Source organism: Neobacillus sp. S1227 (assembly GCF_055385255.1).
In genome coordinates this window covers 1,577,356-1,592,606 of record NZ_AP038276.1, presented here as the reverse complement: position 1 = coordinate 1,592,606, position 15,251 = coordinate 1,577,356, and the positions used below count along the sequence as shown (strand labels likewise).

The window sequence follows — 15,251 nt, the reverse complement described above, 5'->3', positions numbered from 1 at the left end:
AATCGATTGCCTCAAACAATTTACTGTGTTTGTTTTTCTCTTAAAGCCTTAGGAATATAAACGCAGAATGGTTCGCTTTCTAAATAATCCCCAGTCATGGCGTAAGCTCTTGATCTTGAGCCGCCGCAAACATATCTGAATTCGCAGACACCGCATTTCCCTTTAAATCCATCCGGATTCCTAAGTGCCTTAAAGATTGGCGACTCGCGGTAAATTTCCGCAAGAGGGGTTTCCCTAATATTTCCGGCCTTAACCGGAAGCAGGCCGCTTGGATAGACATCCCCTATATGAGAAATAAATACAAAGCCATTGCCGTCATTTACACCCTTTGGTGCACGGCCCAGGCCATCAATCGAGCCGGTTAAGCCTTTTTCTGTCAACGCAGATAAATAGCTGATCTCATCTGTCTGTTCTTTGGCTGCACGCATTTTTTGCTGGATTACTACACGGCGGTAATGCATCGCCTCCGTGGTTTTAATATCAAAAGGAACCCTTTTGCTTAAACCATAGAGCCATCTAAGTACCTTTTCATGCTCCACAGGAGATATCATATCAGATACCTGCCCCCTTCCGGTTGGAACGAGGAAAAAGACACTCCACAGAACACATTTTAATTCTTCAACCAATTTCGCCATTTCTTCAAGATGTTCATAATTGTATCTGGAAACAACGGTATTAATCTGGATTGGCATTTCAAGCTCATGTAAATATTTAATTCGTTCCATTGTTAAGTCAAAAGAGCCCGCTGTCCCGCGAAAATGATCATGGATCTCTGCAGTAGGACCATCAAGGCTGAACGCCCAACGAGAAAGTCCGACTTCTTTAGCCTTGCGCATCGCATCAATTGTTACGTTAGGAGTGGCGCTTGGTGTCATCGAAACACGTACCCCTTTTGAGACAGCGTATTTGGTAATTTCAAAAATATCCTCTCTCATCAGCGGATCTCCGCCGGTAAATACAAGCAGCGGATTATTCATTTCGTATATCTGATCAATCAAATGCTTGCCTTCTTCAAGCGTAAGTTCTCGAGGGTCCCTCGTATACTGTGCATCCGCGCGGCAGTGCAGACATTTTAATTGACATGCTCGAGTGAGTTCCCATATCACAATAAACGGATCTTTATTAAAGTCTCGGCTAAAATCCATCTTGAAACGCCTCCTATAAAACGGCCAGTTCAAACTAAATAGCCTTATTACTTCGTATTATAAAGTTGTTTATGTTTGAAAAAAGTGAACTACCTCACAATCAGCTTTCATTATATGGACGATTTGTGAATATAAAAAACAGAGCTTAGCGCCCTGCAAGCGAGTGCCTGGAGCGGAAATCAACAGGCCCGTTAGCAAGGATAATCAATAAAAATTTGATAATTTACGTTTGGATAAAACAAAAAAATTGCCGAGAAAAATTCCCCTTTCTCGGCAATCTGAGTAGACCAATAACGCTCTGCTTTTATGAGATGGTTAAAACTTCGTATTTTGAGGACAGTTCAACAAAGTCAGCCATTCCGCTTATTTTGCCAACTGTCAATTTTTCGCTAACACCATAGTGATCGGCACAAGTTTTACATGCAAAAACATTAACACCCTTATCCTCTAACTCTTTTAAATGAACGGATACAAAGGAATCCTCAGTCAAGGTTAATACCCCGCTGTTCATGCAAAAAACAGCTGCTGGGAGATCCTCTCTTTGTTTTAATACAGTAAAGAAAGTCTCTAAAACATTCTCTCCTAAAACCTGATCGCCTTTTCCCAACTGATTTGAACTAACTAAAATGACTTTATTTTTCATCCTCCTGGAGGTCCTCCTTAACGAATTCCCAGTGCAATTTTGGCATAACGGGACATCATGTCCTTATTCCAAGGAGGATTCCAGACGATATTAACATCTACATCCTTGATTTCCGGAATATCAGCCAATGCTCTTTTTACCTGATCAACAATTGTTCCGGCTAGTGGGCAGCCCATTGCTGTTAATGTCATAGTAACCGTCAGTCTTCCCTCGTCGTCCATTTCAGTATTATATATTAAACCTAAGTTGACGATATCGACGCCAAGCTCAGGGTCAATAACAAGCTCAAGGGCGCCCATTATATTTTCTTTTAAATCTTCATTCATTTTATCTTCACTCCTGTCAGTTTTATTGTAACCATTATAACAAAAGGTATTTCGAAAACCAGTATAGCGCTTTTTAGAAACATTTGAAGTGAATTTTTTTACAGTTTAAATATAAATTGATAACATATTGATAATAGAAACAAATACTTCCAAAGAGAGGTTTCAAATGACAGAAAGACATTTAATCGCATTGGACTTAGATGGAACTTTATTAAAAGATGATAAAACGATTTCGGAAAAAACAAAGGAAGTTTTAAGAAAAGCTAGAGAAGATGGCCATATCGTGATGATAGCCACAGGCAGGCCATATCGTTCCAGTGAAATGTATTATCGCGAGTTAAATTTAGATTCCCCGATCGTTAATTTCAATGGGGCCTTCATGCACCATCCTCGAGACCCGAAATGGGGCTTTTTCCATGAGCCGCTTGACATTAGCGTGGCAAAAGATATCGTGGAGGCGTGCCGCAGCTTTTATTTTCATAATATCATCGCTGAAGTAATGGATGATGTCTATTTTCATTATCATGACCAAAAGCTGATTGAAATTTTTAATTTTGGGAATCCCAGTATTACTACAGGTGATTTAAGTAATTATTTGAAGGATTCACCGACAAGCCTGCTCATCCATACAGAGGAAGACCAATTAAAAAAGATCCGCGACCATCTATCTGACGTCCATGCCGAAGTCATCGATCACCGCAGCTGGGCTGCCCCCTGGCATGTGATCGAAATTATTAAGTCCGGCCTAAATAAGGCTGTCGGGTTGAAAAAGGCGGCTGATTATTACCGTATCCCCTCCCAAAGAGTCATTGCTTTCGGCGATGAGGATAATGATTTGGAAATGCTTGAATATGCTGGTTATGGAATTGCGATGGGAAATGGCATTGACCAAGTGAAAAATATCGCCAATGATGTTACTCTAACCAATGAAGAAGATGGAGTCGCTGAATATTTGACAGATTTGCTACGTTTAAAATAATTTCATCTATTCACCATTGTTTACCTATATGAACCCGCCAATGTTGGAGCATACTATTAACGAGGCAGCGAAGCTGTTTCAATCCGAGCTTTTTAGCATATTGGAGGGATTCGAATGGGTAGATCAAACAAATCAAAACGCTTTGTCCAGCAAGGAAAGGATTCGGTCACCAAGCATTCAGAACGGATTCCTTATCACATGACATACGCTGAAGCAGAAGCTCAGAAAATGGCCAATGTGCAAGAATCCTCGCTTGGAGGAATTTAACGATGGGTAACCGTTTATTCCAGGAAGCACGTAGATTTGTTGAATCGGCAAAAGCTGCCGGCCCAGGTGAACGCGATACTGCATTGGCAAAAGCAAAGAATGCATTAAGTTCTGCTTATGCCAACTCGACGGTCGCTGAGCAAAGACAGCTCCAAGAAATGCAACAAGAGCTTGACCAGATCCAGTAATAAATGAGGAAAGCGGAAGTACCTAGGGAGGCGACTTCCGCTTTTTTCATTCAAATTTTTCTAATAATGCAGGGTAAGGATTACTTCTCACGCCCTCAGCATTTTTTTCGTAAAAATTTAGAAAGACCCCGCCATGGTTTGGAAGCTTTTCAGCTGGAATTTGAATATCTACTTTAAAAGGTCTCCACTGGTCAGCCTTTCCGGCAACATCAAGCTTTTGCTCCCCCAGGAATTCTCTATGCCCATCCTCTAATGTATAATAAACCACCATGCATTTTGACTTTACTTCACCGCTAACTTGGTAGTTTCCCTTTGTACCTGATACTTTTATATTTCGGAAAACTGCGTTTTCCACAGGTACATATATTTTTTGCGTTATAGTCAGTTTCAGGCGGTCAGTTTCGGGCTTCCCGTTCAAGCTTGCTGCCCTTAATACAGCTTGGATGGTATATTCCCCCGCTGGAACTCTTTCCCCCTTTAGATGATAGTCCCATGTCTTCAGCCATTTCTTGCTGCCATGTGCTTTAAGACTAATGGTTTGAAACGCCTGAAGGAAAAACTTCCCTTTTGAGTAGTTATATACTTCACGGCCTGTAGTATCGAAAATTTTAATTTCATAAAATTGTGAAGTAGGAAATTCAAAATGGAGCGGAAAATCCTCCTCATTTTTCAAGAACATTTCGATCGTTAATTGCTCAGGCATGCTTGTTGGGATTACATAATATTTGTATGCCAATTGGTCCACCCCATTTGCATCTGCTTTTATTGCCATCAGCAAGAAAAGTAACATGATACAACATAATATGCGCATATTGAGCTCCTTTTTCCTTTAGTCTCTGCGAAAGAAACCGTAAACTCCAGTTGTTTGAATAATATTTGTAAACGCGTGGGGGTCAATTTCTTTAATCACTCTCTCTAAATCAAATAATTCATAGCGCGTAATGACAATCATTAACATTTCCCTTGTTTCGTTAGAAAAGGCCCCCTTCGCCGGAAGCATCGTGATTCCTCTAACCAGTTTCTTATGAATCGCTTTCTTAAGCTCATCCGCATTTTTCGTGATAATAAAGGCGGTAAGCTTAGCATGCCTGGTATGAATCGCATCAATCACCCTTGTTGAAGTGTATAAAAAAACAAGCGTGTACAAAGCTTTTTCCCAGCCATACAGGAAACCTGCCGTAATAATAATAATACCATTTAAGAGAAGCATATATGGACCGATCGGTTTATCCTTCATTCTTGAAAGCACCATCGCAATAATATCAAGCCCTCCGGTAGAAGCGCCCCATTTTAAGGTGATCCCGACCCCCGCCGCAATTATGACCCCGCCAAAGACAGCATTAAGCAAAATATCATGAGACATCCTATAGATTGGAATAAGCTCTAGAAATAATGATGAAAGAACAACACTAAGAAAACTATAAATTGTAAAGGACTTCCCTACCTTTTTCCATCCCAGTATCGCAACCGGGATATTTAATAATAATAGCAAGACCCCCATTGAAATATTCAACGGAGTATATTCTGTTAATACTTTAGAAAGCAGCTGAGCAATTCCGGTAAAACCGCTTGAATAAACATTGGCGGGAATAAGAAATAAATTCATTCCAAGGGCAGTTAAAAAAGCACCCGCAATGACGATGACGACTTTTTTTGTTTGCTGCCAAACCATTGATAAATCCCCCTTTATTTTTGCTTCATCCTTAACAATTTAATTGTTTTTTCCAGATGAAACCGATACACTTATAACGAGTATGATAAGATTTTGAATGAGGTGAGCTTCATGCAGGTAAAAATACTAGCTGACAGCGCATGCGATTTACCCAAAAGTTTTTATGAAGAAAACAACGTCACATTACTTCCCTTAAAGGTCCTCATTAACGGTGAAGAATATGAAGATGTCAAAAGCATAGACTCAAAAGCTGTTTACGATTCTATCAGGAATGGATTAGTACCGAAAACCTCTCAGGTTTCACCACTTCTGTTTGAAGAAGTATTTACAAAAATGGCGGAAAATAATGAAGACGGAATATACATAGCCTTTTCATCCGAACTATCCGGAACATATTCAACCGCTGTTATGATTCTTGACCAAGTCAAGGAAAAATATCCAAATTTTAATTTAACCATTGTCGATACCAAATGTGCCTCTCTCGGCCAAGGCATAATTGTGATGGAAGCGGCGAAACTTGCATCACAAAATGCAGCAAAGGAAGAAATCTTAAGGGATGTCCAGTTTAGAGCGAACCATATGGAGCATCTTTTTACGGTTGAAGATTTGGATTATTTAGCTAAAGGCGGCCGTGTCTCAAAAGCTTCAGCATTTCTTGGGGGCTTATTAAATATTAAACCTGTTTTAAATGTGGAAGACGGCAAACTGGTTCCAATTGAAAAAATCCGCGGTAAGAAAAAGGTGCTCCGCCGCCTAATTGAACTTGCATATGAACGTGGCGAGAACTTGTCTAACCAAATTATTGGCATCAGCCATGCGGATAATGAAGAGACGGCACTTGAAGTAAAAGCTATGCTTGAGAAGGAGTTCCAGCCCAAAGAAGTTTATATTTCCTCTATCGGCTCAGCCATTGGAGCCCATACTGGAGCAGGGACCATCTCCATTTTCTTCTTAAATAAAGTTCCTTCGTAAACAAAAAACAGAGCCTAAAGCTCTGTTTTTTGTTTATTTATGATCTGTCTTCTTTGAATACTGATTTTTTCCTGCTTGGCGATTTTTTTCCCGCATCATATTTTTTTCATGGTGCAGCGCATTATTGTCTTGTGCCTTTTTATCATTATCGGATGTGTGCGGCATTTTCTTACCCCTTTCCATCTGCTTTCGCTTAATAGTGTCTGTCAATTTGGAAAAGAGTATGTACGCTAAAATCTACTCCTTTTTGGCATAGGTCCAAAAGTCTTCCTGGTATACCTTTCCTTCTTTGATAAGCTTGCCCAGTGCTCGCTTAAAGGCTGCTTTACTTAAGCCAAACCGCTCTTGAATGTCTTCTGGCATGCTTTTGTCACTGTATGGCATGGCACCATTTCTGCTCATCAGATATTCATATAGTTTGGCTGCATCAGTATCCTGTGACTCCTGTTTTCTGGCAAGTAAGGAAACGTTTATCGTTCCGTCCTCCTTAACATCAATGACTCGCCCCTCAACCTTCTCACCTAGGCGAGGCTCAATCCGACGCTGCGATTCATGAATGAACCCTTTGAAGCCTTCAATCGTGTAAAGCCAGCTGCCGACTTTGGCGGTTCGGTAAATATACCCTTGCACATTTTTATTAAATTCTTGTCTCGATGCTTTCACCGCAATTGATTGGATAACCTGGTCACTGGCAAGCTTGGCGTACAAAAGATAATTCCGGTTGACCCTTAAGGTTATATAAACCATATCCCCTTCCTTGGGCCAAACCGATTTATGCACCGGTAAATCTTCGGCACCTAACAGAATGTCTTTCTTTAACCCGATATTTAAAAAGACACCAATCTCCTCTTTTACATCGGTCACCTTTATCCATGCGTAGCGGCCGACGGCCACTTCAGGTATCGTCGTGGAGGCAGCAGGACGTCCCTGAGAATCCACATAGATAAACACTTCTATTTCGTCGCCTTCCGCAACCTCTCGATTCACTTCATTATTATGAAGCAATACATCTTCATCGCCATCTGTTAAAAAATAGCCGAACTCAGCTTGACGGGCTACCGTTAAAGTTGTTGTTTGTCCTATAAGTTCTTTTATTGCCATTATCTTATACTCCCCTTTTCCATCTCGGAGTTTTCCTTTATGTTGTTTGAACTGCTATATTTTACTATAATGTAGACATAAAGGGAAACTTTAGCAAATTCGGAGGTTTTGTCATGTCAAAAGATAGCTCATTTGATATTGTATCCAAAGTTGAATTTTCAGAAGTCACCAATGCCATTACTCAAACGATGAAGGAAATTACTACACGCTATGATTTTAAAGGAAGTAAAAGTGAAGTCTCGTTAGATAAAGAAGAACTGGTACTTATTTCCGACGATGAATATAAAATGGACCAGCTAAAAGACGTGTTGCTCAGCAAATTAATTAAACGGGGTGTACCGATTAAAAATCTTGATTACAGCAAAATCGAAAAGGCCTCAGGCGGGACGGTCCGTCAAAGAGCGAAGCTTGTTCAGGGCATTGATAAGGAAAACGCAAAAAAAATTAACACAATTATTAAAAATAGCGGACTGAAGGTGAAAAGCCAGGTCCAGGATGACCAAGTCCGGGTCAGCGGCAAAAGCCGAGATGATTTGCAAAAAATCATTTCCCTTGTTCGTGAAGCAGATCTCACCATTGATGTTCAATTTATTAATTATCGGTAATGAAAAAAGAGGCTGCTCTTAGGCAGCCTCTTTATTCTACTATGTTCGTTTTTCTCCGTCTAAAAACTAACAGAAGAAACCATACCGCAAGGATTGCCGGTACAACTGCTGCAGCAATAAATTTCACGTTCAGGCCTGTTTTTTCCGCCAGTACATAAATTTCAGAATGGTCCCTGTCAAGAATCAGAATATATTGATGATCCCCGCTGCGGATAAGATCTCCTCCTAGAAGGCCGCGCAGCTCTTTACCGCTTTCCACCTGGTCACCTGTTAGGGTAACTTTTTGGGATTTGTTTGTATTATTAATTGCAATTATCGACGTTTCCCCTTTATAGACCCGCTTATAAACAGCCATTCCGGACTTTTCATAGAGCGTTTCCATAGTTCCCCTGGTTAAGGAAGGCAGCTGATTTCTCAATTCACCAAGCTTTGTAATATACTCGATTAAGTCTTTTTCCGTCCGGAAATTCATCAGCCTGCGGTTATCGGGGATATCTCCCCCAGTCAAGGCAATTTCAGTCCCATAATAAATAACAGGAATCCCCGGTGTCGTATAAAGATAAGTTAGGGCGGTTTGCCAGCGTGCGCCCGGGAATTGTCTTTCATTTACAATATCTGCAGTAAATCTTTTGGTAAATTCATTATCGAAAAAATGAGCATCTACATTTGAATTTGCCTTATCCTCATCAGGACGAATCGATTGAAAGGAGCGGTCTGTAGTGGCAAACACCTGCCGCATCTGTTCACTCTGGTTATAATTAAATAAGCTTTCAATACCCGCTTCATGATAAAGCTCTATGTCCTCAGTTGTGTTTCCGGTTAGAACTCCCATCAATAAAAAGTCTTTTTTCTCCCGCTTAACGGCAGCCGAAAACTCCTTCCAAAAGCTGATTGGAACTTTATTGATTTCCGGAAGGGTATACCCATCGATATTTGTTTTCTTGATCCACCATGTAGCAGCATCAATTAGGTTTTGCCCTTTAACCTCTGTATACGCAGGAAAATCAATTAATATCCTTAATTTTCTTTTATGCGCTTCGTTGACGAGCTTTTTAAAATCTTTCATAGTTCCAAAATGCTCGTCCACTTTATAATAATCCTTCACCCAATACCCGTGATAACCATTTTCCTTGTTATCAAATATAGGTGTCAGGCGGATGGTTGTAAACCCCATATCTTTTATGTAATCAAGCTTATCTGTAATCCCTTGCAAATCCCCGCCATTGTATTTTTCGGGATTCTTTGTATCCACATCGAAATCATTTTGGGTATTTCCATTATTAAACCGGTCAATCATGATGGAATAAATAGTTTCATCCTGCCACTTGCGGTCATCTTTGGTTACCTTTGCATAGGCCGGTGCCGATGCACAAAGCAGCATTACAATTAAAATGAGTACAATCCTTTTCATCTGGTTTCCTCCTCATAAAAAGAGAAGAGGTTTCCCTCTTCCCTACACTATCATTTTAATCGAAATATGCGTTTATTCCAAATTAAATAACTCTAATTTACGATGTTTATATTATAATCTTTAAACCAAGTGTGAAGCTGCACAAAGTAAGCCAATAATTGCGGTCCTGTCATCAACTGGCCGAACCAAGGCTCTTTGAATGATTTTCCTCCAGATTGAGTTAATTTTTCCAATTGCTCTCTGTCAAAGAACTCATGAATAGCTGAAGACTTATCCTGTAAAATAGCCAACATTTGTTTTTGAACAGCTATCGTATATTCCGGATTATGTGTTTTGGGATAAGGGCTTTTTTTCCGGTACAATACTTCCTCAGGCAAAATGCCTTCGAATGCCTTACGCAGAAGTCCTTTTTCCCTGCCGCGGTACATTTTCATCTCCCACGGGATATTCCAAACATATTCTACTACTCGATGGTCTGCAAATGGTACTCTGACCTCGAGGCTTGCCCCCATGCTCATTCGGTCTTTCCGATCTAGCAAAGTGGTCATAAACCATATCATATTAATATAGAATAACTCTCTTCTCTTTGATGCCTCCAAGCTTTCCCCATCCAATTTAGGAGTTTCGGAGATGGCTTGACGATATTGTTCCAAGCTATATTCACTTAAATTTAACCGTTTCTTCCAAATCGGCTTTAATAAATTTTCCCTTGCCTTAACCGAACGCATCCACGGAAATCCTTGGCGCTCTAGGTCTTCCTTGCGATGAAACCATGGGTATCCGCCAAAAATTTCATCCGCACATTCACCTGACAGACTAACAACAAAATCCTTTTTTATCTGTCTGCAAAACCATAGCAAGGAAGAGTCGATATCGGCCATACCTGGCAGATCCCGAACGTGAACAGCTTCCACTAATTCATCAACTAATTGCTGCTGCGAAATAATTTCATTTTGGTGTTTCGTTTGAAACGTATCTGTCATAAGATTAATAAATTTTTCGTCCGAATCCGGCTGAAATTCATTCGCAGTAAAAAATTGCTGATTTCCCTCATAATCAATCGAATACGTTTGAAGCTGCCCTTTCCCCTGCTCTTCTAAACCTTTAGCGGCAATGGCTGTAATGATACTCGAATCCAAACCTCCTGACAAAAAGGTACATAATGGTACATCCGAAACCAGCTGTCTTGTGATGGCGTCGCTGACTAAAAAACGTACCTTTTCCGCTGTTTCCTCCACATTATCCTTATGCTCCTCACTTTTTACATTCCAATAACGCCAGATTTTTAAGCCATTTTTGGAAAAGGTAAGGGCATGAGCGGGCCTTAATTCGTTAATCCCTTTAAAAACACCAGATCCTGGCGTCCTCGATGGCCCAACACCCAAAACCTCTGCCAGACCCTCACGATTAATCTCTGTTTTCACCTCTGGGTGTGCAAGGATGGCTTTAATCTCTGATGCAAATAACACCCCATCCTGATGTTCTTTGTAGAATAACGGTTTTACCCCCAAACGGTCGCGTCCGATAAAGAGCTGCTCTTTTTTGCTATCCCAAACCGCAAAGGCATAGATCCCATTTAAATAGTTCACACACTTTTCCGCCCATTCTATATAGGCAGTTAACAGTACTTCAGTATCAGAATGACCATTAAAAGAATATCCTTTAGTAAGGAGAATTTTGCGCAAATCTTCGGTGTTGTATAATTCTCCATTGTAGCAAATTGTATATGTTGAGCCATCCTTTTGTTTGGACATGGGCTGACGTCCCCCGGCAGGGTCGACGACGATAAGCCTCTTATGACCGAAACCAACATGAGTATCTGTCCAGAGATTCGTTTCATCAGGACCTCTTTTTGCCAATGTTTGCGTCATCTTTTCGATTTCATGCTGCTGGTTACCAATCCATTTTTTAAAATCAACCCATCCTGATATGCCACACATGTAATTTTGTTCTCCTCTCTGTAGTTGCGGTTAATTCACTGCCTAGATGGTGATTATTCTATTCAGCCCAGATGAATTGGTTAATTGTCCATAACAGAAATGGTATCAGTTAGTTGTCTATATACTTACGAAAAATTGATTTTTTTTAAAATAATTGGGGTTATAAAATCCCTTTAAGATGTCAAAAAAGAAAAATGAAAGCATCTGGCATGGAGGTTAACAATGAATCGACAACAACGAATCTACCTATACGATATTCAAGAGCGGTCTTATACGGAAGGGACCGTTGAACAAATAAATGATCAATGGATATTTTTTGATGAGGAAACAGAGGAAGCTTCTATGTTAGAGGAATATCTTCACCAGGAAATTGAAATCTTTCGGATGAACCGCTGGAAAAAGGGAATATTGTATGAACCAGGCAATATCCGGATTGGAAACGAAGTTACTATGCTGCGTGACCATGATACTGTAAGAATTAGAAAGCATTTAATCTACTCTCTCGAACGGCTTTTAGATGGAATTAATGATGATGCCTTTTTCCAATTTGTAACGACCCTGAATTCTTTGGATTTTTCCATTTATGACTGTATTTACTGTTATAATCATTTGTCCTTTCTTTCGGATGAGAATCGTAAAGATGGGGTCAACTTTATGGTTTTTGATAATCAAGAGATCATTTGCAATGTCCAGCATCATTTTTGTTATTACGAAAAGGTCAACGACCGGTTTGAGTTTACAATTAACACTGGAAAGCGATTAATTATTGAAAAAATGATTTCATAATTAAAAAGGCTGAGTCGTCAGCCTTTTTTATTTAATCTCCAATATATTTAGAATAAAGTGATTTGGCTTTAATGATATCGTTTGTTCCATGGATTAGGACCCTTGCATCTTTGAAGATGACAATGGAAATCCCTTGTTCGGGGGAAAATCGGACGAGAAAGTCATTTCCTGCAGCTTGAGTGCTGTTTACAAGCCTTTCACGAACTTTTTTTAAATTTAGCTCCCGTTTCCTTCTAGGATTGACCTGGACTGTGTTCCGCCCGCATAACGATGTATAGACATCCTGATGCTCTGAGGAGCGGTCCAGAAACTCAAATCTCCTTTCCACGCAGGAAGGGCAATTGGGATTTCGACCCTGTGAAATATCCATTTGCATCGTCGTCATATCCCAGATGTCGATTTGTTCAAGATTAGGAGTTGTCTCTGCTCCAACTAAATATTTGATGGCCTCCATCGCCTGAAAGGAACCAATAATATCTGTTAACGGAGATAGAACGCCTACTGTATCACAGGTTTCCCCCAATCCTGCTGGAACATCGGGAAATAGACAGCGATAACAAGGAGTAATCCCTGGTTTGATGACGGCAAACATTCCTCTTGAACTGACTGCAGCACCATGGACCCAGGGAATGTCATATTTAATGGCCACATCATTGATTAAGAAACGAGTCAAAAAATTGTCCGTTCCATCCACGATTATATCCATCCCACTTATCAGCTCTTCTGCATTTTCCAAATTAACATCGGCAATAACAGCATCAACCTGGACTGTTGAATTTATTTTATTCAGCCTTTTTTGCGCTGCAATCGCTTTTGGAAGATTTAATTCCGCATCACTTTCATCAAATAGCGTTTGACGCTGAAGATTGGACAGTTCCACTACATCCCGGTCAATCAGCTTAAGATAGCCGACACCTGAGCGGACTAGATGATTAGCAATAACCGTCCCAAGCGCACCTGCTCCGATCACAACCACTCGGGCTTTCAGCAATTTCTTTTGTCCCTCTTCCCCAATGGCCCGATACAGAATTTGCCTCGAATACCGCTCCAAGTTACTCATTCAACCGCCCCATTTCTACAAATAAATCAATCGGAATTATATCTATTTTATCAAATTCTTAATCTCTTACTATCACGTAAATTTTAATTTTAAAAATATTTCAAAAATGGTACAATAAATATTGGATTAAAAGATAATTTTTGGGAGAAATCTCTTATTAAAAAAATAAGAGATGTTGCTATACATTTTTATAGGAAGAGGGGAATTAGCTTGAATTTAGGTGGTTTTAAAAACAAAGAAGTAGTTGTCGATTTATCATCTCGTACTATTGATTACCGAACCATCAACGAAGCAGATGCGAAAAAGTATATTGGCGGACGGGGGCTTGGCGTTAAATATGTTCTAGATAACGGCCCCGATGTGGAACCGTTCTCATCCGAGAACCTGCTTTGCATCATGACCGGTCCAGTTACCGGTTCACGCTCCTCGATGAGCGGACGCCTTTGTGTTGTCACAAAATCCCCGCTTACAGGGACCGTAACCGATTCCCACATGGGAGGATGGACGGCAGCACGCCTTAAATGGGCAGGTGTCGATAATATTCTCATCAAAGGAAAAAGTGACCAGCCTGTTTATCTTTATATCGAAGAAGGCAAAGCCGAGCTTCGCGACGCTTCCGGCCTGTGGGGAACAAGCGCCAGACAATTTGTTAAAGCGATGAAGGACCAATACGGCGAGAAGGACCTGAGCGTCATGACCATTGGCCAGGCCGGTGAAAATACCGTCCGCTTCTCATGCTTCATCAACGAGCATGACCGGGCTGCAGGTCGCGGCGGAACAGGAGCGGTTGCTGGTTATAAAAAATTAAAAGCAATTGTCATTAAAGCAACGCAAAAAGGCAATATGCCTGCGCCAAAGCTTGAAACCGAATATAAAGAAGCCAATAAAAAGGCTGTTAAAGCGATTTTAGACGGCGGATTGACAGCTCCAAATAAAGGCGGCTTATCTGTATACGGAACGAACGTATTAACCAATATCATCAATGAGGTTGGTGCGCTTCCAACAAAGAACTCCCAATTCTCTCACTGGGAAGAAGCCGAGAAGCATAGCGGTGAATATGTAAACACACACCTTCGTGTTGCTAACAACACCTGCCATGCCTGCCCAGTCGGTTGTAAAATTGAAGTTGAAGTAAAGGATGGCAAGTATAAGACGCGGGTTGAAAGCATCGAGTTTGAATCGGCTTGGTCGCTTGGTTCCAACTGCTTATTAAGCGATTCCGAAGCGATCTCCTACTTAATTGACCGCTGTAATGAGTACGGTCTTGATACCATTGAGCTTGGCCATGCGTTTTCAGTAACAATGGAAGCTTACGAAAAAGGGATAATTACCGACAAGCTCAACTGGGGCGATGCAGATGCTATGATTGAATTGACAAGAAAGATTGCTCTGCGTGAAGGTTTGGGCGGCATTCTTGCTGAAGGTCCTGCCCGCGCTGCAGCCCATTTTGGAGCACCTGAATTATCTATGTCCGTTAAAGGACAATCGATCCCTGCCTATGACCCACGCGGTATTCAGGGTATTGGTCTTGGGTATGCGACAAGCAATCGTGGTGCCTGTCACCTGCGCGGTTATACCGTGGCAAGTGAGATTGCCGGAATTCCAGAACCAACTGACCGCTTAAAGCCAGAAGGCAAGGGAGAATTACTTAAGGTATTCCAGGATATGCTTGCATTCGGTGATTCTATGGATATTTGTAAGTTCTCCTCCTTCTCTGAAAATGCTGAGCATTATGCCGAGCAATATAGTGCAATGACAGGTATATCACTCACAGCTGAAGATGTCATGAAGGCAGGGGAAAGAATTTACAATCTTGAACGCTATTATAATAACCTGGCCGGCTTTAACAAGCGGGAAAACGATTTCCTTCCAAAACGCTTTACGGAGGAACCTGCATCAGGAAATAGTGCCGGGGTTGTCAGCCGCATGGATATTATGCTTGAAGAATACTACCAGGCACGCGGGTGGAAAGATGGGGTTGTACCTGAAGAAAAACTTCGTGAATTAGGGATTATCGACCATGAGGGTCAATTAGTTTAATTAGAAAAGCGGAATCGCAATTAACCAGGGGCGGACGGCTGCAGATTAGCCGTCAAGAAGGCTGCATTTTTGCCTTCTTGACGGATTGGCTGTAGACCTTCGAGCCCCTAAACGCT

General features: G+C 41.0%; 17 protein-coding genes. 7 read left to right on the top strand and 10 right to left on the bottom strand.

Annotated features, from left to right (window positions below; all coding sequences use genetic code 11):
- Positions 1-20 precede the first annotated feature (20 nt).
- The 3 genes from ACZ5AE_RS08195 to ACZ5AE_RS08185 all read right to left on the bottom strand — a co-directional run bounded on the left by ACZ5AE_RS08195 (position 21) and on the right by ACZ5AE_RS08185 (position 2,114).
- Positions 21-1,145 (bottom strand): TIGR04053 family radical SAM/SPASM domain-containing protein, encoded by a 1,125-nt coding sequence (locus ACZ5AE_RS08195; protein ID WP_464571190.1) that lies wholly within the window; start codon positions 1,143-1,145, stop codon positions 21-23.
- Positions 1,146-1,449: 304 nt separating this feature from the next.
- Positions 1,450-1,788, bottom strand: coding sequence for a DsrE family protein (locus ACZ5AE_RS08190; RefSeq protein ID WP_464571188.1), 339 nt, complete (start codon positions 1,786-1,788; stop codon positions 1,450-1,452).
- A gap of 17 nt (positions 1,789-1,805) precedes the next feature.
- Positions 1,806-2,114, bottom strand: coding sequence for a metal-sulfur cluster assembly factor (locus ACZ5AE_RS08185; RefSeq protein ID WP_464571186.1), 309 nt, complete (start codon positions 2,112-2,114; stop codon positions 1,806-1,808).
- A 166-nt stretch (positions 2,115-2,280) separates the two neighbouring features.
- On the opposite strand from ACZ5AE_RS08185, the gene ACZ5AE_RS08180 reads away from it, so the two are divergent.
- The 3 genes from ACZ5AE_RS08180 (at position 2,281) to ACZ5AE_RS08170 (ending at position 3,548) form a co-directional block, all read left to right on the top strand.
- Complete coding sequence (locus tag ACZ5AE_RS08180) at positions 2,281-3,093, top strand: Cof-type HAD-IIB family hydrolase (protein WP_464571184.1); 813 nt, start codon at positions 2,281-2,283, stop codon at positions 3,091-3,093.
- A 114-nt stretch (positions 3,094-3,207) separates the two neighbouring features.
- Positions 3,208-3,360, top strand: a complete 153-nt coding sequence (locus ACZ5AE_RS08175) for a hypothetical protein (RefSeq protein ID WP_464571182.1) — start codon at positions 3,208-3,210, stop codon at positions 3,358-3,360.
- 2 nt (positions 3,361-3,362) lie between these two features.
- Positions 3,363-3,548, top strand: a complete 186-nt coding sequence (locus tag ACZ5AE_RS08170) for a DUF3813 domain-containing protein (protein ID WP_464571180.1) — start codon at positions 3,363-3,365, stop codon at positions 3,546-3,548.
- A gap of 46 nt (positions 3,549-3,594) precedes the next feature.
- On the opposite strand, the gene ACZ5AE_RS08165 is transcribed toward ACZ5AE_RS08170, so the two are convergent.
- Complete coding sequence (locus ACZ5AE_RS08165) at positions 3,595-4,359, bottom strand: BsuPI-related putative proteinase inhibitor (protein ID WP_464571178.1); 765 nt, start codon at positions 4,357-4,359, stop codon at positions 3,595-3,597.
- An 18-nt stretch (positions 4,360-4,377) separates the two neighbouring features.
- Entirely contained in the window at positions 4,378-5,220 is an 843-nt protein-coding gene (locus tag ACZ5AE_RS08160) for a YitT family protein (protein WP_464571176.1), read from the bottom strand.
- 111 nt (positions 5,221-5,331) lie between these two features.
- On the opposite strand from ACZ5AE_RS08160, the gene ACZ5AE_RS08155 reads away from it, so the two are divergent.
- Positions 5,332-6,192, top strand: coding sequence for a DegV family protein (locus ACZ5AE_RS08155; protein ID WP_464571174.1), 861 nt, complete (start codon positions 5,332-5,334; stop codon positions 6,190-6,192).
- Between the two features lie 33 nt (positions 6,193-6,225).
- On the opposite strand, the gene ACZ5AE_RS08150 is transcribed toward ACZ5AE_RS08155, so the two are convergent.
- Together ACZ5AE_RS08150 and ACZ5AE_RS08145 are read right to left on the bottom strand one after the other, a co-directional pair.
- Entirely contained in the window at positions 6,226-6,357 is a 132-nt protein-coding gene (locus tag ACZ5AE_RS08150) for a DUF3941 domain-containing protein (RefSeq protein ID WP_213116644.1), read from the bottom strand.
- Positions 6,358-6,429: 72 nt separating this feature from the next.
- Positions 6,430-7,293, bottom strand: a complete 864-nt coding sequence (locus ACZ5AE_RS08145) for a CvfB family protein (RefSeq protein WP_464571172.1) — start codon at positions 7,291-7,293, stop codon at positions 6,430-6,432.
- Positions 7,294-7,406: 113 nt separating this feature from the next.
- On the opposite strand from ACZ5AE_RS08145, the gene ACZ5AE_RS08140 reads away from it, so the two are divergent.
- Entirely contained in the window at positions 7,407-7,898 is a 492-nt protein-coding gene (locus tag ACZ5AE_RS08140; protein ID WP_464571170.1) for a YajQ family cyclic di-GMP-binding protein, read from the top strand.
- Between the two features lie 31 nt (positions 7,899-7,929).
- Here the strand turns inward: ACZ5AE_RS08140 and ACZ5AE_RS08135 are convergent, their stop codons facing one another.
- On the bottom strand, positions 7,930-9,309 hold the full coding sequence (locus tag ACZ5AE_RS08135; RefSeq protein ID WP_464571168.1) for an alpha-amylase family glycosyl hydrolase: 1,380 nt from the start codon (positions 9,307-9,309) through the stop codon (positions 7,930-7,932).
- 92 nt (positions 9,310-9,401) lie between these two features.
- Positions 9,402-11,249: an asparagine synthase (glutamine-hydrolyzing) gene (gene asnB, locus ACZ5AE_RS08130; protein WP_464571166.1), complete on the bottom strand. Its 1,848-nt coding sequence runs from the start codon at positions 11,247-11,249 to the stop codon at positions 9,402-9,404.
- A gap of 222 nt (positions 11,250-11,471) precedes the next feature.
- Here asnB and ACZ5AE_RS08125 point away from each other — a divergent pair, with 222 nt between their 5' ends.
- Complete coding sequence (locus tag ACZ5AE_RS08125) at positions 11,472-12,035, top strand: DUF2777 domain-containing protein (protein ID WP_464571164.1); 564 nt, start codon at positions 11,472-11,474, stop codon at positions 12,033-12,035.
- A 31-nt stretch (positions 12,036-12,066) separates the two neighbouring features.
- Here ACZ5AE_RS08125 and ACZ5AE_RS08120 read toward each other — a convergent pair whose 3' ends face one another.
- Positions 12,067-13,095, bottom strand: a complete 1,029-nt coding sequence (locus ACZ5AE_RS08120) for a ThiF family adenylyltransferase (protein WP_464571162.1) — start codon at positions 13,093-13,095, stop codon at positions 12,067-12,069.
- Positions 13,096-13,305: 210 nt separating this feature from the next.
- On the opposite strand from ACZ5AE_RS08120, the gene ACZ5AE_RS08115 reads away from it, so the two are divergent.
- A complete protein-coding gene (locus ACZ5AE_RS08115; RefSeq protein WP_464571160.1) occupies positions 13,306-15,135 on the top strand; it encodes an aldehyde ferredoxin oxidoreductase family protein in 1,830 nt (609 codons plus the stop codon).
- Positions 15,136-15,251 lie beyond the last annotated feature (116 nt).

Bases quoted from the DNA above. Each gene is read 5' to 3' on its own strand.
- ACZ5AE_RS08195 (WP_464571190.1), bottom strand. From the start codon at position 1,145: ATGGATTTTAGCCGAGACTTTAATAAAGATCCGTTTATTGTGATATGG.
- ACZ5AE_RS08190 (WP_464571188.1), bottom strand. From the start codon at position 1,788: ATGAAAAATAAAGTCATTTTAGTTAGTTCAAATCAGTTGGGAAAAGGC.
- ACZ5AE_RS08185 (WP_464571186.1), bottom strand. From the start codon at position 2,114: ATGAATGAAGATTTAAAAGAAAATATAATGGGCGCCCTTGAGCTTGTT.
- ACZ5AE_RS08180 (WP_464571184.1), top strand. From the start codon at position 2,281: ATGACAGAAAGACATTTAATCGCATTGGACTTAGATGGAACTTTATTA.
- ACZ5AE_RS08175 (WP_464571182.1), top strand. From the start codon at position 3,208: ATGGGTAGATCAAACAAATCAAAACGCTTTGTCCAGCAAGGAAAGGAT.
- ACZ5AE_RS08170 (WP_464571180.1), top strand. From the start codon at position 3,363: ATGGGTAACCGTTTATTCCAGGAAGCACGTAGATTTGTTGAATCGGCA.
- ACZ5AE_RS08165 (WP_464571178.1), bottom strand. From the start codon at position 4,359: ATGCGCATATTATGTTGTATCATGTTACTTTTCTTGCTGATGGCAATA.
- ACZ5AE_RS08160 (WP_464571176.1), bottom strand. From the start codon at position 5,220: ATGGTTTGGCAGCAAACAAAAAAAGTCGTCATCGTCATTGCGGGTGCT.
- ACZ5AE_RS08155 (WP_464571174.1), top strand. From the start codon at position 5,332: ATGCAGGTAAAAATACTAGCTGACAGCGCATGCGATTTACCCAAAAGT.
- ACZ5AE_RS08150 (WP_213116644.1), bottom strand. From the start codon at position 6,357: ATGCCGCACACATCCGATAATGATAAAAAGGCACAAGACAATAATGCG.
- ACZ5AE_RS08145 (WP_464571172.1), bottom strand. From the start codon at position 7,293: ATGGCAATAAAAGAACTTATAGGACAAACAACAACTTTAACGGTAGCC.
- ACZ5AE_RS08140 (WP_464571170.1), top strand. From the start codon at position 7,407: ATGTCAAAAGATAGCTCATTTGATATTGTATCCAAAGTTGAATTTTCA.
- ACZ5AE_RS08135 (WP_464571168.1), bottom strand. From the start codon at position 9,309: ATGAAAAGGATTGTACTCATTTTAATTGTAATGCTGCTTTGTGCATCG.
- asnB (WP_464571166.1), bottom strand. From the start codon at position 11,249: ATGTGTGGCATATCAGGATGGGTTGATTTTAAAAAATGGATTGGTAAC.
- ACZ5AE_RS08125 (WP_464571164.1), top strand. From the start codon at position 11,472: ATGAATCGACAACAACGAATCTACCTATACGATATTCAAGAGCGGTCT.
- ACZ5AE_RS08120 (WP_464571162.1), bottom strand. From the start codon at position 13,095: ATGAGTAACTTGGAGCGGTATTCGAGGCAAATTCTGTATCGGGCCATT.